This is a genomic window from Agrobacterium sp. GD03872 (genome assembly GCF_029840625.1).
In the GTDB taxonomy this organism is placed as follows: Bacteria; Pseudomonadota; Alphaproteobacteria; order Rhizobiales; family Rhizobiaceae; genus Agrobacterium; species Agrobacterium fabrum_A.
Genome location: NZ_JAOCCY010000001.1, coordinates 612,685 through 631,458 on the forward strand (window position 1 = coordinate 612,685; position 18,774 = coordinate 631,458).

At 61.6% G+C, this 18,774-nt stretch carries 12 protein-coding genes and 1 tRNA gene; 7 read left to right on the forward strand and 6 right to left on the reverse strand.

Translation table 11 applies throughout. From position 1 onward, the window contains the following. Window positions 1-39 precede the first annotated feature (39 nt). The 6 genes from N5D22_RS03025 to N5D22_RS27130 all read left to right on the forward strand — a co-directional run bounded on the left by N5D22_RS03025 (window position 40) and on the right by N5D22_RS27130 (window position 9,628). Window positions 40-2,784, forward strand: coding sequence for a heavy metal translocating P-type ATPase (locus tag N5D22_RS03025; protein ID WP_080600488.1), 2,745 nt, complete (start codon window positions 40-42; stop codon window positions 2,782-2,784). 300 nt (window positions 2,785-3,084) lie between these two features. Then, the gene (locus N5D22_RS03030; protein WP_003500202.1) at window positions 3,085-4,344 is read left to right on the forward strand and encodes an efflux RND transporter periplasmic adaptor subunit; all 1,260 of its coding nucleotides are present in this window, start codon (window positions 3,085-3,087) and stop codon (window positions 4,342-4,344) included. Continuing rightward, window positions 4,341-7,511 carry an efflux RND transporter permease subunit gene (locus tag N5D22_RS03035; protein WP_003500205.1) on the forward strand — a complete coding sequence of 1,057 codons (3,171 nt, stop codon included), beginning with the start codon at window positions 4,341-4,343 and terminating at the stop codon, window positions 7,509-7,511. Before N5D22_RS03030 ends, N5D22_RS03035 begins: the two co-directional genes overlap by 4 nt. 136 nt (window positions 7,512-7,647) lie before the next feature. Next, a complete protein-coding gene (locus N5D22_RS03040; protein WP_003500212.1) occupies window positions 7,648-8,097 on the forward strand; it encodes a MerR family transcriptional regulator in 450 nt (149 codons plus the stop codon). 23 nt (window positions 8,098-8,120) lie between these two features. Then, window positions 8,121-9,383, forward strand: coding sequence for an FAD-dependent oxidoreductase (locus N5D22_RS03045; RefSeq protein WP_046801861.1), 1,263 nt, complete (start codon window positions 8,121-8,123; stop codon window positions 9,381-9,383). 89 nt (window positions 9,384-9,472) lie between these two features. Then, window positions 9,473-9,628, forward strand: coding sequence for a 2-dehydro-3-deoxyphosphooctonate aldolase (locus N5D22_RS27130; RefSeq protein WP_080600489.1), 156 nt, complete (start codon window positions 9,473-9,475; stop codon window positions 9,626-9,628). Between the two features lie 48 nt (window positions 9,629-9,676). Here the strand turns inward: N5D22_RS27130 and N5D22_RS03050 are convergent. After that, a tRNA-Leu gene (locus N5D22_RS03050) sits at window positions 9,677-9,763 on the reverse strand. 490 nt (window positions 9,764-10,253) lie between these two features. Here N5D22_RS03050 and uppQ point away from each other — a divergent pair. Continuing rightward, window positions 10,254-10,889: a polysaccharide biosynthesis GNAT family N-acetyltransferase UppQ gene (gene uppQ / locus N5D22_RS03055; RefSeq protein ID WP_279656018.1), complete on the forward strand. Its 636-nt coding sequence runs from the start codon at window positions 10,254-10,256 to the stop codon at window positions 10,887-10,889. A gap of 53 nt (window positions 10,890-10,942) precedes the next feature. Here uppQ and N5D22_RS03060 read toward each other — a convergent pair whose 3' ends face one another. The 5 genes from N5D22_RS03060 to secA all read right to left on the reverse strand — a co-directional run bounded on the left by N5D22_RS03060 (window position 10,943) and on the right by secA (window position 18,725). Next, complete coding sequence (locus N5D22_RS03060; protein ID WP_279656017.1) at window positions 10,943-12,214, reverse strand: GNAT family N-acetyltransferase; 1,272 nt, start codon at window positions 12,212-12,214, stop codon at window positions 10,943-10,945. Window positions 12,215-12,222: 8 nt separating this feature from the next. After that, a complete protein-coding gene (gene uppV / locus N5D22_RS03065) occupies window positions 12,223-13,638 on the reverse strand; it encodes a Wzx-type polysaccharide biosynthesis protein UppV (RefSeq protein ID WP_279656016.1) in 1,416 nt (471 codons plus the stop codon). 56 nt (window positions 13,639-13,694) lie between these two features. Further along, window positions 13,695-14,897, reverse strand: a complete 1,203-nt coding sequence (gene mdoC / locus N5D22_RS03070) for a glucans biosynthesis protein MdoC (protein ID WP_279656015.1) — start codon at window positions 14,895-14,897, stop codon at window positions 13,695-13,697. A gap of 81 nt (window positions 14,898-14,978) precedes the next feature. Continuing rightward, window positions 14,979-15,872 carry a DMT family transporter gene (locus tag N5D22_RS03075; protein WP_279656014.1) on the reverse strand — a complete coding sequence of 298 codons (894 nt, stop codon included), beginning with the start codon at window positions 15,870-15,872 and terminating at the stop codon, window positions 14,979-14,981. Between the two features lie 135 nt (window positions 15,873-16,007). Then, window positions 16,008-18,725, reverse strand: a complete 2,718-nt coding sequence (gene secA, locus N5D22_RS03080; protein ID WP_279656013.1) for a preprotein translocase subunit SecA — start codon at window positions 18,723-18,725, stop codon at window positions 16,008-16,010. Between the last annotated feature and the right edge of the window lie 49 nt (window positions 18,726-18,774).

Sequence of the window (18,774 nt, forward strand, 5' to 3'; positions counted from 1 at the left end):
GCACGCGCGCCCGCTACGGCGGCCGGAAAGGAGATCGGAATGACAACTGGACTTTCAACGCCGGACGCTGGTGAACGGCTCGGCTTTCGTGTCGACGGCATGGATTGCGCAAGCTGCGTCGGCAAGATCGAGACGGCCTTGGGCCGTCTGGGGGGTATCTCCGACGTTGCCGTCAACTTCGCGACCGAGACATTGCTGCTCTCACGCGATGCCACGAGCAAAACGACGTCGAAGGATATCGCCAAGAAGATTCGCTCGCTTGGGTTCGACGTGACCGAGCTGCCGTCTTCTGCGATTCCCGCCGCGCCTGAGCAGCGCTCCGACGCCCATGCTGGTCATGATCACAACGGCTGCGCCGGCGATCACGATCACGGTCACGCAAGCCACGACGATCACAGCGGCTGCGGCGGCCACGATCACAAGCACGACCATGGTCATGACGGTCACGGTCACGATCACGCTCACCATGACCACGACCACGCTCATCACGATCATGATCACGGCCACGGTGGTTGCTCTGGACATGATCACGCGGGCCTTGCGCCAACTCCCCGCGCCGCACCGGCCTCTCCGCCCAATGTCTCCATGCGCGTCGAGGGGATGGATTGCGCAAGCTGCGTCGGCAAGATCGAGGTCGCCTTGGCACGGATGCCAGACGTCTCCGACGTGCGCGTGAACTTCACGACCGAAACGCTTGAACTGACGCTCGCTGCCGGCGCGATCACCAAGGTCGCCGACATCGAAAAGACGATCAAGAGCCTCGGCTTCGGTGTGTCTAACACACGCGAGCTTTCGGCTTCGTCGGATGCGGCCATCGACGTCGCGCCAGCGCCAGCGATGCCCAATCAGCGCTGGTGGCAGACCCGCAAGGGGAAGCATGTCATTGGGCTCGGTCTGCTGATGGGCTCGGCGTACGCCATTGCCCAATTCTTCCCCCTTTATGCGGAATGGATCTTTGCCGCCGCCGTCGTCGCGGGCGTCATTCCTTTCGCTCGCAAGGCATTCGCGCTCGCGACCTCTGGATCTCCGTTCTCTATAGAGACGTTGATGGTCGTCGCCTCGATAGGCGCCCTCGTGATCGGCGAGGCTGAAGAGGCGGCTGCGGTCGTATTCCTGTTCGCGGTCGGGGAATTGCTCGAAAGCGTCGCGGCCGGGAGGGCGCGCGCCGGCATAAAGGCCCTTGCATCGCTCGTGCCGAAGACGGCCGTCCTGCTCGATCCGAATGGCGGGCAGCGCAGCGTCCCGGCCACGTCCTTGCGTGTCAGCGATCTAGTTCTGGTGCGGCCCGGCGACCGCGTGCCGGCGGACGGGCAAATCATACAGGGCGCTTCCAGCCTAGACGAGTCGCCTATCACCGGCGAATCCGTGCCGCGCTCGAAGGCCAAGGGAGACAGCATTTTCGCCGGCTCCATCAATGTCGATGGCGTTCTTCAGGTCCGCGTTGAAAAGACGGCTTCCGACAACACGATCTCGCGCATCATCCAGCTCGTCGAGCAGGCGCAGTCCGCCAAGGCCCCGACCGCGCGCTTCATTGAGAATTTTAGCTGCTACTATACCCCGGCGGTGATGCTGATCGCCGCGCTGATCGTCGTCGTCCCGCCGCTCGCGATGGGCGGTGATTGGGACACATGGATCTACCGCGGCCTCGCGCTGCTGCTGATCGCATGTCCCTGTGCGCTTGTCCTCTCGACGCCTGCTGCGATTGCCTCGGGCCTCGCCGTCGGCACGCGCCGCGGCCTCCTGATCAAGGGCGGTAATGCGCTCGAAACCATTGGCAAGGTGAGCGCCATCGCCTTCGATAAGACGGGTACGCTCACCGAGGGCAAGCCGCGCGTCACCGAAGTCTTCGCCTTTGGCAAGAACGAGGAGAGCGACGTTCTCGCTTTGGCAGCGGCGGTCGAAACAGGTTCGAGCCATCCGCTTGCGAAGGCGATCATCGGCCGTGCCGAAACCGATGGCATCGCCGTTCCCCTTGCACAGGATGCATCGGCGACGGCGGGTAAGGCCGTACATGCGACCGTTGCCGGACGTCGCCTCGCCGTCAGCTCCCCGACCCATGCCGCACAGATGGTGACGCTCGGGGTGCTTGAGCGCAGCGCCATCGAGAAGCTCGAAGATCGCGGCAATACCGTTGCCGTCCTTTTCGACGAGCAGGCGAAGGAAGTCCTCGGCCTCATCGCCCTGCGCGACGAACCGCGCCGTGACGCGCGGGAGGGTGTCGCCCAGCTCAAAGCTATGGGGGTCCGCTCCGTCATGCTAACCGGCGACAACCGGCGCACCGCCCAGGCCATTGCCAAGGGTCTCGGTATCGAGTGGAGCGCCGAGCTGCTTCCGCAGGACAAGCTCGATCTCGTCAACGAGATGAAGCGGAAGTCCAAGGTGGCCATGGTCGGCGACGGCATCAACGATGCTCCGGCACTGGCGACGGCCGACGTCGGGATCGCCATGGGCGGCGGAACCGATGTGGCGATCGAGACTGCGGACGCCGCCCTGCTCAAGAGCCGTGTCACGGACGTCGCCCATCTCGTCGCGCTGTCCCGCGCCACCATGGCGAACATCCACCAGAACGTCGTCTTCGCTCTCGCGTTGAAGGGCCTGTTCCTCGTTACCAGCGTCCTCGGCATCACCGGCCTCTGGATCGCGGTCCTTGCCGATACGGGCGCAACGGCGATCGTCACGCTGAATGCGTTGCGGCTCTTGCGCTTCAAGGGTGCGAAGTCTGCCGATGACGGTCGCGATGAGGGCATGCGTTCTCACCCTCTCGTCCCGGCCGAAAGCCACTAGTCGCTCGCACTCAAGGAGCCGCCAACCGGATCGGTCTGGCGGCTTCACACAACTGGAGCCCGTCGAGGTAACGCTGATCCATCGCGCTCATTCGGGGACGGACTCCGCTTCTTCCAAGACGTCGGCGAAGCGAGACATGCGGTTGGCCACGACATGGCTAGGCGGCAGCGTCAAGGGTCTGTTCGGAAACATCCTGCAAGGCCCTTGACCTTTCCATCGTTGGAAACCGCACCTTCGCAGAAAATGAACGTCGCCGCATCCGGCTGGCCGGGGGCGCGCGCCTTTTGAAGGTGAACGAGAATGAGTAATAAAGCCGCCGCCCTGTTTTTAGCCGGCGCCGTCATCGCCGGTGGCACGCTTGCCATCGTCTATCGCGACGAGATCGGACCCTACGCCAAAAGCGTTCTGGCGCTTGCTTCCTCGACCGCTGCGTCGGAGGCTGTCGCGCAGCCGGCACAGATGCCTGTTCCGCAGGTGCCGGTTGCCGAGGTCATCACGCGCAAGGTCGCGCCATCCGTTGAGTTTACCGGCCATCTGGAAGCGACCAAGGCTATCGAGCTGCGTCCGCGCGTCGGCGGCGCGATCGTCGCCGCCAGCGTTCCCGAAGGCGGTCTCGTGCGGCCCGGCGAGCTTCTCTTCCAGATCGATCCGCGACCGTTCGAGGTGGTCCTGAACGCGGCCAAAGCGCAGTTGCAGCAGGCAAACGTCCTGCTCGATCAGGCCGAGATCGACTTCGGGCGCACCGAGGCGCTCGCTTCGAACGGCAACGCGCCGCGCAAGGCTTTCGATGACGCGCTGGCCATGCGGCGTCAACGCCAGGCGCAAGTCGACATCGCCAAGGTTGCCGTCTCGGCCGCCGAACTCGATCTCTCCTTTGCCCGCGTCACCGCGCCGATTGCTGGGCGCATCGACCGGGTCCTCGTCACGGAAGGCAATCTCGTCACCGGCGGCAATGCAGGCGCTGCGACGCTCCTCACCACGATTGTCGCGACCGATCCGCTCTACGTCTATTTCGACATCGACGAAGCCACCTATCTCGGCTTCGTAGCCAATGCCCGCGCACCCGAGACGGGAACGGTTGCCGGCAAGCTCCCGGTGCATCTGGGCTTGATGACCGATACGGGTTTTCCGCATGCCGGCGAACTCGACTTCCTCGGCAACCGCGTGGACCGGAGCACCGGGACGATCCGCGCAAGAGCCATCGTCAAGAACCCGGACGGCAGGCTGACGCCCGGCCTGTTCGCGCGGGTCAAGCTCGTCACGGCCGAACCAGCCCAGACCGTGCTCATCGACGATCAGGCGATCGGTATCGACCAGGGGCGGCGCTACGTTCTCGCTCTCGGCGCCGACAACAAGGCGGAATACCGCCCGGTCGAAATCGGACCCATGATCGATGGCCTGCGCGTCGTCGCGGCGGGTCTCAAGCCGGCCGACAAGATCATCGTAAAAGGACTCGTCCGCCCAGGCATGCAGGTAGTTCCGCAGATGATCTCCATGGCGCCCGGCGACACCGCTACAGATGACCGGGCTGCGGCAGACTCGCAGGAGGCGCGTCAATGAATATCCCGCGCTTTTTCGTCGACCGCCCGATCTTCGCGGTCGTTCTGTCCGTCCTGATGCTGATCGCTGGCGGCCTCACGCTCCTGAAGCTCCCGCTCAGCGAATATCCCCAGGTCACGCCGCCGACGGTGCAGGTCACCGCCAGCTATCCCGGCGCAAATCCCGCCGTGATCGCCGAAACCGTCGCCGCCCCTCTGGAGCAGGCGATCAACGGCGTCGAGAATATGCTCTACATGAGTTCACAGGCGGCGACCGACGGACGCATGACCCTGACCATTGCGTTCAAGCAGGGCACCGATCCCGACATGGCGCAGATTCAGGTGCAGAACCGCGTTTCGCGCGCATTGCCCAGGCTTCCGCAGGAAGTGCAGCGCATCGGGGTCGTGACGCAGAAGACGTCCCCAGACATCCTGATGGTCGTCCATCTCGTCTCGCCCGACAATCGCTACGATCCCGTCTACCTGTCGAACTTCGCCACCTTGCAGGTACGCGACCAGCTTGCGCGCCTGTCAGGTGTGGGTGACGTACTCGTCTGGGGGGCTGGCGAGTATTCCATGCGCGTGTGGCTCGATCCGGCCAAGGTGGCCGCGAGGGGGCTGACCGCCAGCGACGTCGTTGGGGCGATTCAGGAACAGAACGTTCAGGTGGCCGCCGGCTCGGTCGGCCAGCAGCCCGAAGCCTCGGCCGCGTTTCAGGTGACGGTCAACACGCTCGGAAGGCTGTCCAGTGAGCAGCAGTTCGGCGAGATCGTCGTAAAGACAGGCACCGACGGTCAGGTCACCCGCTTGCGCGACGTTGCCCGCATCGAGCTTGGCGCAGACTCCTATGCCCTTCGTAGCCTCCTCAACGGCAAGCCGGCGCTCGCGATGCAGATCATCCAAAGCCCCGGCGCGAATGCGCTCGACGTATCGAGCGCCGTCCGCACCACCATGGCCGAACTTCAGAAGGGCTTTCCGGAAGGCATCGAATATCGGATCGCCTACGATCCAACGGTGTTCGTCAAGGCGTCTCTCGAAGCTGTGGTCATGACGCTGCTCGAAGCCGTCGTGCTGGTCGTTATCGTCGTGGTTCTGTTCCTCCAGACGTGGCGGGCGTCGATTATTCCCCTTGTCGCCGTTCCCGTCTCCTTGGTCGGCACATTTGCGCTGATGTATATGTTCGGTTTCTCGCTGAACACGTTGTCCCTCTTCGGCCTCGTTCTCTCGATCGGCATCGTGGTCGACGACGCGATCGTCGTGGTCGAGAACGTCGAGCGCCACATCGCGCTTGGGGAAACGCCGAAAGAGGCGGCGCGCAAGGCCATGGACGAGGTGACGGGGCCGATCGTAGCCATCACCTCTGTCCTGTCGGCCGTGTTCATTCCATCGGCGTTCCTCTCGGGCTTGCAGGGCGAATTCTACCGCCAGTTTGCGCTGACGATTGCGATCTCGACCATCCTGTCGGCGATCAACTCCCTCACGCTCTCTCCCGCGCTTGCTGGCGTGCTCCTGAAACCCCACCACGGCGACGTGAAGCGCGATCTCCTGACCCGCGTGATCGACTTCCTGTTCGGCTGGTTCTTCCGGCTGTTCAATCGCTTCTTCGACGGCGCTTCGACCGCCTACGTCTGGTCGGTGCGCCGTGCCGCGAGGCTCAGTGTTCTCGTCCTGCTCGTCTATGCCGGCCTGGTCGGCATGACGTGGGTCGGCTTCCAGACGGTGCCGGGCGGCTTCGTGCCGGCCCAGGACAAATACTATCTCGTCGGCATCGCCCAGCTCCCGACTGGCGCTTCGCTCGACCGCACCGAGGCCGTCGTCAAGAAAATGTCGGAGATCGCGCTGGCCGAGCCGGGCGTGGAGAGTGTCGTCGCGTTTCCAGGGCTCTCGGTCAACGGCATGGTCAACATCCCCAATGCGGCCGTCATGTTCACGATGCTCAAGCCGTTCGACGAACGAAAGGACCCGTCTCTTTCGGCCTTTGCCATCGCCGGCAAGCTCATGGGCAAGTTCAGCCAGATTCCCGATGGCTTCGCCGGCATCTTCCCGCCGCCGCCCGTTCCGGGACTTGGTTCGACCGGCGGCTTCAAGATCCAGATCGAGGATCGAGCGGGCCTCGGCTTCGAGGCGCTCGCGCAGGCTCAAGGCGCGGTCATGGGCAGAGCGATGCAGACGCCCGAGCTGGCCGGCATGCTGGCAAGTTTCCAGGTGAACGCGCCGCAGGTGCAGGTCGATATCGACAGGGTGAAAGCGAAGTCGCAAGGCGTGCCGCTCAATACCATCTTCGAGACGTTGCAGGTCAACCTCGGCTCGCTCTACGCGAACGACTTCAATCGCTTCGGCCGCACCTACCGCGTGATGGTGCAGGCGGACGCGCCGTTCCGCATGCAGCCCGAGGACATCGGCCGCCTGAAGGTCCGCAACGCGACCGGCAACATGATTCCGCTTTCGGCTCTGCTGACCATCAAGCACAGCTCAGGCCCCGATCGTGTCATGCACTATAACGGCTTCCCCTCTGCGGACATCAGCGGCAGTCCCGCGCCCGGATACTCGTTCGGGCAGGCCACCGCCGCCATGGAGCGCATCGCATCCGAAACCTTGCCAGCGGGCATGGCCTTCGAATGGACCGATCTCGCCTATCAGGAGAAGCAGGCCGGCGACACAGCGATGTATGTCTTCCCGCTGTCCGTCTTGCTCGCGTTCCTGATCCTCGCGGCGCAGTACAACAGTTGGTCGCTTCCCTTCGCGGTGCTGCTGATCGCTCCAATGGCGCTCCTCTCGGCGATCGCCGGGGTGTGGTTCACTGGCGGCGACAACAACATCTTCACGCAGATCGGCTTTGTCGTTCTGGTCGGACTTGCCGCGAAGAACGCAATCCTAATCGTCGAGTTCGCCCGAGCGAAGGAGGATGAAGGCGTCGATCCGTTGGCCGCCGTTCTCGAAGCGGCCCGCCTGCGCCTTCGGCCGATCCTGATGACGTCGCTCGCCTTCATTGCCGGCGTGATTCCGCTCGTCATCGCCACCGGAGCGGGCGCCGAAATGCGGCACGCCATGGGCATCGCCGTCTTTGCCGGCATGCTCGGCGTGACGCTATTCGGCCTGCTTCTGACGCCGATCTTCTATGTGGTCGTGCGGCGGCTCGCGATCAGGCGGAGCGCGTCGCCCCAACAGGCGACCGAAGTCCATACCTGAGCAGGCCGACACACAATTCCACGCCGGGGCGGCCCATGGCTGCTGCCGCACCCCGGCGCGGTCGGGCCGTCAGGGCCTCAGCGATCGAACACGCAGCAAATCATAAACACGCGGCTATCCGGAAGGGACTTCAAACATGGATATCGGCATCGGCGAACTCTCTCAGCTCACCGGCGTCAAAATTCCGACGATCCGCTACTACGAGCAGATTGGGTTGCTGCGCGAGCGCTTGCGGAGCAAGGGAAACCAGCGACGCTATGACCACGGCGCGGTCCATCGCCTTCTCTTCATCCGCCGCGCCCGCGATCTCGGCTTCAGCATCGAGGCGATCAAGGACCTGTTTCGACTTGCCGACGTCTCGTTCTCAAGTCCGGCCGAAGCGCTCCGCATCGCAAAGGAGCAACTCGCTGCGGTCGAGGAAAAAATCGCTCAACTGGAAACACTCGAAAAGATGATCCAGCTCGTTGCCGAAAGCGAGAATGACGGGGATCTGATCCCGCTCGATATTTTGCCCTTGAAAGACACCAGCCGCGATGGCGATGCTGAGGTGAAAACTTCAAGCAAAGGCCGCGAATCGATTCACTAGCCTCATCCCAAGGACCGACGACGTTGAGATACTATTCCCATGTGAAAAGGAGCCAGAGCTGCGTCGTGGTCGGTGCGGGACCGGCGGGCCTGATGCTCGGGCTCTTGCTGGCCCGCTCGGGCGTCGATGTTACGGTCATCGAAAAACATCAAGACTTTCTGCGCGATTTTCGCGGGGACACCATCCATCCATCGACCCTCGAAGCGATTCATGAGCTTGGCTTGCTCGATGAGCTTCTTTCTCTCCCCCATCAGAGAGCCTACCATCTCCACGCTGAGATCGCCGGCCGCAAGGCCACGATCGCCGATTTCTCCAGACTACCGACGCGCGCTAAGTTCATCGCCTTCATGCCGCAATGGGACTTCCTGAATTTTCTTGCGCGAAAGGCAGGCGAGTTTCCGCGCTTTCGGTTGATCATGTCCACTGAGGCAACTTCGCTCCGTTGGGACAATTGCCGGGTTGTCGGCCTGAATGCTCGCCAGGGCGAACGTGAACTCGCCATGGAAGCCGCTCTCGTCATCGGGGCGGACGGACGCAATTCGATCATCCGCAAGGCGGCTGGACTTGAGGTTCAGAGCTTCGGTATCGCTACCGACATTCTCTGGATGAAGATCTCCAAAAAAGCAGGCGATCCGCAGCAGGCAATGGGCCACGCCGGTCCGAGCCAAGGGCTGGTCTTGATCGATCGTGGCGTTTACTGGCAATGCGGTTATGTAATCACGAAGGGAACCGTTGATTCGCTGAAAGAGCAAGGGCTTGAGGCGCTTCGCGCCAGGATTGCCGACGTAGCACCATTGTCGGCGGATCGATTTGAAGAAATCCGTTCCTGGGATGACATCCATCTGCTCAGTGTTCGCATCGACCGTCTCAAGTCGTGGTGGAAACCCGGCGTGCTTTGCATTGGGGACGCGGCCCATGCCATGTCGCCCATTGGCGGGGTCGGTGTGAATCTCGCGATCCAGGACGCGATCGCCACCGCCAACACGCTGGCGGAGGCTCTTCGCGAGGGGCGGCTGCAAACGCGCATGCTCGAAGCCGTACAGCGCCGTCGCAACTTCCCGACCAAGGCAACCCAGAAACTGCAATTGATGATGCGCAGCCGGAAGCGTGCCGGTGAAGCGGGCAACACGCAAATTCGAAGACCTCCGCTTTTCATGCGCCTGATTGCCCAGTCACACCTACTGCCGCGGCTGACCGGCCGCCTCATTGGGATCGGCTTCCGACCGGAACATGTGCGCACGCGGCTCGTCGATTGGACGTGTTCATTGAGAGCCCCGGCTAGGTAGATGCTACGCGATGAAGCGCCGGGAAGCCATTGAGGGCGATACCCCGAAGTCTTTTACACGCGCCACCGGCTTCACTCGTCCGTTCGGCAATGGCCTTGTCGCTGGCTGGACTATTCCTTGAAGCCCATCCCGATCCTGACCACGCATTGTGCGACGGTCCAAGCCCCTTGTGTCTCGCTGCACTCCCCGCGTCCCTTTCGCAGGAGAAGGCCGTCGATGATCTGGTGAAGTCCTTCGACAGGTAGTGCGAACTTCGCGTTATCAAGAAGCGCCTTTTGCAGTGAATGAGACAATGGTGCGGGCGGTCGGACTCGAACCGACATATCCGTAAGGACGGCGGATTTTGAATCCGCTGCGTCTACCAATTCCGCCACGCCCGCACTTTGCCGCCGATCTTACTCTAGGTCTCGGCTCCTAGCCGACCCCTAGCGCCATTTCGACGGAAACCTCTCACTTCACTTCCATACCGCCAGTCCGTTGAAAACACGACGCTTTCACTTCACCGTGATTTTCTGTGGATTGGTAGACAAATCCCTTTTTGAGTGCGGCGCGTCTACCAATTCCGCCATTGGGGCAACGGTGGTAATGCCACGGCGTCTATCATGGTCAAGGCCATGCGTGCAACCCCAAAGCTGACTTATCCTTTTGAATTGCGCGTGTTTGCGCACGCCGTTTTCCGTCTTCGCCGGGCCGCCGATCAAAATGTTGCGGAGGGTGGCTGTGCCGGATTGCGACACCTGTAGTTGCGGCGTTAGGGTAATATTAGGGACCTCTAATAAATTAGAATATACGCAATTACTAATTGAATTATGATGTCAGGGTGGAGTTTCCACGCGGGGCGGGAATGGCCAAACTCATAGGGAGGAAATTATGAGGGCTTTTTCTCGCAATTTATTGTTGTCCGCCTGCCTGATCCTGCCGATCAACGCCCATGCGCTGGATATCGGGATCGGTGGCGAAAATGGGGTCAATGCCAGTGTTGGCGACAATGGCAGCGGCGGGCTCGGGGTCGATGCCTCCGTTGGCGGCAGCAGTGGCGTTAACGCCAGTGCGGATGTCGGCGGCAGGAGCGGCGGCGGGCTGGGCGCGGATGTCAACGCATCGGTCGGCGGCAGCAATGGGGTCAATGCTGACGTCAATGCCTCCGTCGGCGGTTCCAGCGGCGTCAATGCGGGTGTGAACGCTTCCGTTGGCGGCTCGGACGGCATCAATGCCAATGTCGGGGCCAATGTGGGCGGCTCCAGCGGTGTCGGTCTCGGTGTCGGCGTCGGTATCGGCGGCTCCGGTTCGACCGGCACGCCCGGAAATCCCGGCGGCGGCACCACCAATCCGGGCGGCTCGGGCACGGTGTCTCCCGGCGCGATGCGCAATGCCCTGCAAGCCTATAACGATATGTCGCGGACCGAGCAGATCAAGCTCGCCCGCCGTTGTGTCGATATTCTGGGCGGCGGGTACGATGCGGCGCTGACGCAACTGTGCAAGATGATCCGGACGGCCTCGCGCTGAAGCGGCTTTGCCCGTGTCAGAAACTTCGAAGGGCGCCACCGGCGCCCTTCGGATCAATTGCCCTTGCGTCCGAAGGACAGGATCTTCTGCCGCAGGCTGCGCGCAAGGTTGCGGGTGTTGCGGTACATGTCCACCTGCGTGGAAACCTGCCGCACATCCCGGTCGCTGTTCTGGGCAAGCCCGACGACCAGCGTGCCCATTTCCTGACGCTCCTGCCAGAAGCGGCTCATGATCGGATGATCGGGCACGGCGCAACTGTCGCTGCGAAGGATATTGGCGTCGTCCAGATGCCAGTCGGTCAGTTTCTGCACCAGCAGCTTGCCGGGAGAAAATTGCCCATAGTTTTCGTCGAAAGCGGTTTTCCACGTATAGGCTTCGCCCGCCGTGATGAAGACGACCATCGAGGCGATGGCGCTGCCATTGAGATCGATGGTGTGGATACGCACCGCATCCGCTTCGGCCAGATTGGTGATCGCCTCGCGGGCGAAGGCGGCGCGATAACGGTCGTTGACCAGTGCGGTGCGCTTGCGGCCTTTCCAGCCGCTCGCCTCCAGCGCCAGAAATTCCTCCATGCGGTAACGCACATCCGCTGGCTGCCGGGTCACGGTATAGGAGAGGGGTCCAAGTTTTTCGAGCTGACGCCACTGCCTGCTCATTTCGCGCAAATGATGCGGCGTAAGCGCATTTCGCAGGTATGCCTTGCCGTCAAGCAGGCTTTCCAGCATCGGCCGGTGATAGTGGCCCGTCGTCGTCACCGGCAGGTTGCGGCTGAGTGCGATGGCTCTGAACATGCGGGCAAACGGCCCTTCCAGCCGCACATCCGGCAGCACCAGAACATTGGGCAGGCGCATGTTGCTATCTGACAGCGCATCGAAAAGATTGTCGAGGGTTTCGGCGGCCCCTTCGGTATCGACCAGCGGCGTGCCGAGCGGCCCGAATGGATTGGCCCAGACGCGAATGATGGAGGGGCCGATGGAAAAGCCGGGCTTTTCCACGGTAAAGGGCATCAGGAAGCGCATGCGGCTTCTGGCGCCGTTTTCGTCGCGAATGAGGGCGAAGCGCACGGATTTATCGTCGATGCGCGGCATGGCGGGTGCGAGGAGCCTTCCGGTGAAGAAGACGTTCGCCTCCATGACACGGTTGGACAGGAAGTCGAGTTCCTCCTGCATGTCGTAACCGAGCTGACCCGGATAGATGCAGAATTCCCGGCCATCGCGGCCCACGCGTCGGCTGCTGTCGGCCACGGGACGGTCACGTTCCGCAGACGCCATCAGCGCAGCGATGCGCGGGTCCTGAAAATCCGGATTCTTTGGATCGCTGGACATGCTTATTGTTACACCGCCTTCCCAGTGTCTTGACCCGCCCGGGGATCGTTGAAGGCAAAAAGGACGATCCCGAGTGTGCGGCGAATGGCAACATGCAATAGCACAGCTTCCATGCACATGGCTATCGCGACCGCTGCCGCGGCCCCTGCCAGACCATAGACCGGAATGAGCGCCATGTTGAGTGCAATGTTGCAACCAAAGATGACAATATAAAGCACAACGCACAATTTTTGTTTGCCGGCCATATTCAGCAATGTTTCCCCCGGGCCGATCACCGCTTTGGCGAGGAAACCGGCGAAGAGGAAAAACATCAGCTCGTAACCCTGAACGAAGCCGGGGCCGAACAGCGACAGCAGGAATGGGCCGGCCAGAAGCACGACGCTGCCGACGGCGAGCGACGGCCAGAAGGCCCAGCGTGCGGCCTGGCTGGCAAAACCGGCAAGTCCCTGCCGATCATTGGCCGACATCAGGGCGGCCAGACGCGGCGCCGCCGCCGCCTGCACGGAGAAAAACACGAATTGCATCAACACGATGGTCTTTGCAGCGGCAAAATAGATGCCGACCTGATCGGGCGGCAGATAAAGCCCGACAATCACCACATCGGAATTGGTCATCAAAAACCCGATGCCGTCGATCAGGAACATCGGAAAGGCGAACCTTATCCAGTGGCGGAAATGAACCCTGCGGACGGTGCTGCGGAAATGCCGGTTAAGCCGGCGGTTCATGAAGGCGAAATGGAAAAGCGTGGTGACATAGGTGGCGAGAAGGGCCGTGAGCATGGCCGTCGTCGCGGTTTTTTCCGCGCCGAAACCGATCGCCACCAGCATGAACAGCAAAATCAGCACCGGGCGGATGATGTAGGTGGGGCTGAGAGCGGAGACGGCCCAGCCATTGGCGCGCGCCGTGCCGTTCAGCACATCGCCCAGCGCCACCATCGGCAGGGTGAAAAGCGCCAGCGAAACCGGAATGAGATAATAGGAGGCGATGCGCTCGCCGAAGAAATACAGGAAAACGAAGCCGAAAACCGCAAGTGTACTGGCTGCCAGCATGGCGAAGATGCGTGCCGTCGAGGTCAGGCCCATGATCTTGTCATGGGCGTCTTCCTGACGATAGCCGGGTAAAAAACGAATGACGGTGGTGTGAAAGCCGAGGCAGGAAAGATTGCCGAACAGGATTACCAGAACCCAGACAAAGGCGAACAGGCCATATTCGAATTCGCCCATCAGGCGGGCGAGGATGATCTGGGAAATGAAGGCGATGCCGGCGCTGACGATGCGCACGGCGAAGGCAACCAGCGCCATGCGCTGGGCGCGGGAGACCTCATCCCTTCCGGAAAGAAGGACGCCGACTTTCGCTCCCAGCGGCGAGAGCTTCGCGCGCAGGCCTGCGGGTAGGGCTTTTTCCGCCGTGTTGAGGATAGCCATGATCCACACGCCATCATTTCCAGTTGAATAGGCAAGCCGATTGTACGCGTTTATCCTTAACGAAGGGTTTGGGGTGCGCCCGTCTGTGTCCCGGTATCGTCCAGCACGCGCGGCCTGCGGATACCATTGAACAGGAAGAGGGCGAGCGGGCTCAGGCGTATTGCCTGGTGCAGCATATAGGCCGTCGCCGTGGTAGCTGCGACGATGATGGCGAATTCCAGAATGGGCGGCAGTGCGATCAGAATGAAGAGCGTGCCGAAAGCATAGATCAGCGGATGATGAAACAGGTAAATCGTGAAGGATGCATCCGTCATGCGTCTGGCAAGCCGGTTTGGCCGGTCGAAATAGCGGCAGGCGATGTCGATCAGCAGGCGGCTTGCCGTCACCGCCGCAATCGCCGACACCAGCACCAGCAGGGCAGAGTTGGAAAAGGGATGTTGCAGGCGCAGGGTCACCGCCGCCACGATGGCGCCTGCCGCGAAGATGCCCGTGAGGGCCCCCGTCTGGCGAAACCGGTGAAAAAGAGCGCGATCGCGGTGCAACAGGGCGCCGATAAGGAAGAAGGGCAGGTAGCGTGCATAGGGGTCGGAGGCGCGTTCATAAAGAAGGAGGAGGCTGTTCCCGCTCTTTGCCGCAAACAGTCCGGATGCATAGATCGCCAGCTCCCATAAGACCGGCGCAGCGCAGAGCACGGCGAAAAACAGGGCGGCATGCCGCTGCCTCAGATCGTCGAACCAGCTTCTGATATTGGCCAGCAGCGGGCATTCCGCGAGCGACATGAGGCCGGCAAGCAGAACTGAATAGGCAATGAGGGCCGGCAGAAACCACAGATGCATGATCCACTGTTCGCTCGGGCGCAGCAAGCCGGGCAGGCTCTCGAGGAGCCGGCCGGCGGGAATGTCGCCTTTGGCGATGCCCGCTAATTGCAGCAGGAAAAGCTGCGATGGGCCGAGCAGAAGCACGGCCACGATGAACGGCACGCCGAGGCGCAGAAAACGCTGCCTCAGCCAGTGCATCTTGCCTTTCTTGCCGATGACCATGGCGGAAAAATACCCGGCCACCAGAAAAAACGCCGGCATGCGGAAGGTGACAAGAGCAGCGCCCAGCGCGCTCAGAAGCGGGCTGGTTTCGAAGTCCTTGATGTCCCAGGGAAGGGCGTAGCTGTAAAGCAGGGAGGCGTGATAGGGAATGCCGAGCAGCATGAGGAGAGCCCTGAGCGGGTCCCAATAATGTTCGTAGTCTGACTTGCCCGGTTGCATTTCCCCCCCGCGCCGCAAACGCGATCCCGTGCGATCATCGATGACCAGCACGACTATTATTGGAAAACGCTAATAAACCCTTCATGCGCCGGAGGGCGTGGGCGGAGCCTTTTTCCTGGGTAATAGATCGAGGACCAGCGCGCAGCCCAAAATGATGATGCCGGCGCCGACGAGTTGGGGAAGAGAAAGCGGCTCATCCAGCACCAGCGCGCCGATGAGCACTGCCACGACGGTCACGGCGAATTCCACGCTGATCGTCCGCGTGGCGCCAATGACCGAAACGAGACGGAAATAGGTGATGTAGGTAAGACCGCTCATCACCACCGCCTGTATGAGAAGATAGCCGTAATCGATAAGGCGGGGCGTTCCGGGCAGGGGCACGGCCAGAAGAAGCGGCAAGGTCATAAGCCCGCCTGTCAGGAACGAACCGATGGTGATCTCCCAGGAACCGACGCCCTTGAGATAACGGCTGGCATAATTGCTGCCATAGGCGGCGCAGATGCAGGCGGCAAGGGCGGCGGCACAGCCGATGATGAAGCCGGTCGTGACGGGCACAGCTGGGAAGCCGACAAGCAGCAAGATGCCGCCAAAGCCGATAACGAGGCCGGCAAGGCCTTGTTTCGTAAGGCGTTCAAGTCCCCAGAGCTGCGAGATGAGCATGGAAAAAAGCGGGATGGTGGCCACCAGAATGGCCGCCATGGCGGTGCCGACCAGCGGGGTCGCATAGGAGAGGCCGATCAGCTGCCCCGCGACCGTGGTTGCGCCGACCACCGTAAAGGCGCGCCAGCTGGCGGAAAATGCAAGCTTTCGGCGCGCCGCAATGGCGATCAGAAACAGGGTGATGGCGGTGACCAGCGAGCGGAGCGTGACCGCGCCGATCCAGCCGAAGGCCGCGACGACATGCAGAAGCAGCAGGAAAGACATTCCCCACGCGAGTGCGAGAAAAACATAAGCGGCAAGATCGCGAGGGGCCATGAAAGCATTTTCCGGAAGACGATCAGGCTCCCATATTGGAAATTGCTGATATCCGTCAACAGCGATCAAGGGGTGTAACGAAAATCGCCCGCAACCAAAGGTGCGGGCGATTTCGTTTGTCCGTCAGGAACTGCTTCAGGCCTGTTCGTAAACGCCGTGGCAGTGCTTGTATTTCTTGCCGGAGCCGCAGGGGCACATTTCGTTACGGCCGATACGACCCCAGGTGGCGGGGTTGTTTGGATCGCGCTCGTCGGACGGAACGAAAGCGGCGGGGGCGGCCTGCATGCCCTGCGCCATTTCGTCTTCGCCCGTATTGGGGTCGAGATGATGCGCGGTCATTTCCGGCAGTTCCGGCTGCTGCGGTTCCTGCTGCACCAGTTCCACACGCATCAGCTGGGCTGTAACGGCCTCGCGCAGATTGGCAAGCAGCGCCTGGAACAGCTCGAAGGCTTCGGCCTTGTATTCCTGCAGCGGGTCGCGCTGGGCATAACCGCGGAAACCGACGACGGAACGAAGATGGTCAAGATTGACGATATGTTCGCGCCACAGGTGGTCGATCGTCTGGAGAATGACCGAACGTTCGACATAGGTCATGATCTCGGGGCCGAAACGTTCCGCGCGCTCGGCGGCGTATTTGTCGGCGGCCTCGGTGACGCGCTGAAGAATATCGTCCTCGGCGATGCCTTCTTCCTTGGCCCATTCCTCCACCGGCAGGTCGAGGTTGAGGAACTGGGCGATGCCCGCCTTCAGGCCGGCGATATCCCACTGTTCGGCATAAGCATTTTCAGGAATATGCTTGGTGACGAGCATTTCGATGACTTCGTGACGCATATCGGCAGCGGTTTCGCCGATATTGTCGGCTTCCATCAGCTCAAGGCGCTGATCGAAGATCACCTTGCGCTGGTCGTTCAGCACGTCGTCATATTTCAGAAGGTTCTTGCGGGTCTCGAAGTTGCGGGCTTCGACCTTCTTCTGGGCGCGTTCCAGCGCCTTGTTGATCCACGGGTGGACGATGGCCTCACCGTCCTTCAGGCCGAGCTTCTGCAGCATGCTGTCCATGCGCTCGGAACCGAAGATGCGCATCAGGTCATCCTGAAGCGACAGGTAGAATTTCGAACGGCCGGGGTCACCCTGACGGCCGGAACGGCCGCGCAGCTGGTTGTCTATGCGTCGGCTTTCGTGGCGTTCGGTGGCGATGACGTAAAGACCGCCGGCGGCGAGCGCCTTTTCCTTCAGCACCTTGATCTCGGCGCGGATCGCCTCTTCCTTCGCATCAAGCTCAGGACCCGGCTCCATGCCTTCCAGCTCACGCTCCAGACGCATGTCGACGTTGCCGCCAAGCTGGATGTCGGTGCCGCGGCCGGCCATGTTGGTGGCGATGGTGACGGCGCCGGGAACACCGGCCTGCGAAACGATATAGGCTTCCTGCTCGTGATAACGGGCGTTCAGGACCTGGAAATCGGTGAAGCCGGACTGGCGCAGCATATTGGCCAGAAGCTCGGATTTTTCGATGGATGTCGTGCCGACCAGAACCGGCTGGCCGCGCTCATGCGCCGCCTTGATCTCGGTGATGATGGCGAGGAACTTCTCCTCGCCGGTGCGGTAGACCTCGTCGTCCTCATCGATACGCTGGATCGGCAGGTTGGTCGGCACTTCGATGACGTCGAGACCGTAGATGTTGCCGAATTCTTCCGCTTCCGTCGCCGCCGTACCGGTCATGCCGGCCAGCTTTTCATACATGCGGAAATAATTCTGGAAGGTGACGGAGGACAGCGTCTGATTTTCCGGCTGGATCTGCACCTTTTCCTTGGCTTCCAGAGCCTGGTGCTGACCTTCGGAATAACGGCGGCCCGGCATCATGCGGCCGGTGAATTCGTCGATGATGACGATTTCGTCGTTGCGGACGATGTAGTCCTTGTCGCGGGTGAAGAGCTTGTGGGCCTTCAGCGCATTGTTGATGTGGTGGACGATGGCGACGTTTTCGACGTCGTAAAGCGATTCGCCCTTCAGCAGGCCCGCCTGCCGCAGCAGGTTTTCGAGCTTCTCGGTGCCTTCTTCGGAGAAGTTGGCCGAGCGCTGCTTCTCATCGATCTCGTAGTCTTCCGGCGTCAAAAGCGGAATGAAGGCGTCGATGGTGTTGTAGAGATCGGAACGGTCGTCCAGCGGACCGGAAATGATGAGCGGCGTGCGCGCCTCATCGACCAGGATCGAGTCGACTTCGTCGACGATCGCGTAGTTGTGGCCGCGCTGAACCATCTGGGCGCGGTCATATTTCATGTTGTCGCGCAGATAATCGAAACCGAGTTCGTTGTTCGTCGCGTAGGTGATGTCGCAGGCATAAGCCTCGCGGCGCTGGTCGTCGTCGAGGCCATGAACGATCACGCCGGTGGTGAGACCAAGGAAGCGGTAAAGCCTGCTCATGGTGGCGGCGTCACGCTGGGCAAGATAGTCGTTCACGGTAACGACATGCACGCCCTTGCCGGCGAGCGCGTTGAGGTAGACCGCAAGCGTCGCCACCAGCGTCTTGCCTTCGCCCGTCTTCATTTCGGCGATGGCGCCGCCGTGCAGGATCATGCCGCCCGTCAGCTGCACATCGAATGGACGCATGTGGAGGACACGGCGCGATGCTTCTCGGGCCACGGCAAAAGCCGGGATCAGCAGGTCATCAAGCGTCTTGCCGTCTGCCAGCTGCTGGCGGAACTCGGCGGTCTTGGCCGCCAGCGCCTCATCGGACAGCGCCTTGGTGGCCTCTTCCAGCGCATTGATGGCTGCGATCTTGCTTTTATAGGAGCGGACGCGGCGATCATTTGCCGAACCGAACAACTTGCGGGCTATACCGCCGAGACTGACCATCTTACTGGCCCTTTCTGAAATTCCGTTTTGCCGGGCGCTTTTCTCCGTC

What these genes read in the sequence shown, in the direction of transcription:
- N5D22_RS03025 (WP_080600488.1), top strand. Translation starts at nt 40, where the DNA reads ATGACAACTGGACTTTCAACGCCGGACGCTGGTGAACGGCTCGGCTTT.
- N5D22_RS03030 (WP_003500202.1), top strand. Translation starts at nt 3,085, where the DNA reads ATGAGTAATAAAGCCGCCGCCCTGTTTTTAGCCGGCGCCGTCATCGCC.
- N5D22_RS03035 (WP_003500205.1), top strand. Translation starts at nt 4,341, where the DNA reads ATGAATATCCCGCGCTTTTTCGTCGACCGCCCGATCTTCGCGGTCGTT.
- N5D22_RS03040 (WP_003500212.1), top strand. Translation starts at nt 7,648, where the DNA reads ATGGATATCGGCATCGGCGAACTCTCTCAGCTCACCGGCGTCAAAATT.
- N5D22_RS27130 (WP_080600489.1), top strand. Translation starts at nt 9,473, where the DNA reads ATGGCCTTGTCGCTGGCTGGACTATTCCTTGAAGCCCATCCCGATCCT.
- uppQ (WP_279656018.1), top strand. Translation starts at nt 10,254, where the DNA reads ATGAGGGCTTTTTCTCGCAATTTATTGTTGTCCGCCTGCCTGATCCTG.
- N5D22_RS03060 (WP_279656017.1), bottom strand. Translation starts at nt 12,214, where the DNA reads ATGTCCAGCGATCCAAAGAATCCGGATTTTCAGGACCCGCGCATCGCT.
- uppV (WP_279656016.1), bottom strand. Translation starts at nt 13,638, where the DNA reads ATGGCTATCCTCAACACGGCGGAAAAAGCCCTACCCGCAGGCCTGCGC.
- mdoC (WP_279656015.1), bottom strand. Translation starts at nt 14,897, where the DNA reads ATGCAACCGGGCAAGTCAGACTACGAACATTATTGGGACCCGCTCAGG.
- N5D22_RS03075 (WP_279656014.1), bottom strand. Translation starts at nt 15,872, where the DNA reads ATGGCCCCTCGCGATCTTGCCGCTTATGTTTTTCTCGCACTCGCGTGG.
- secA (WP_279656013.1), bottom strand. Translation starts at nt 18,725, where the DNA reads ATGGTCAGTCTCGGCGGTATAGCCCGCAAGTTGTTCGGTTCGGCAAAT.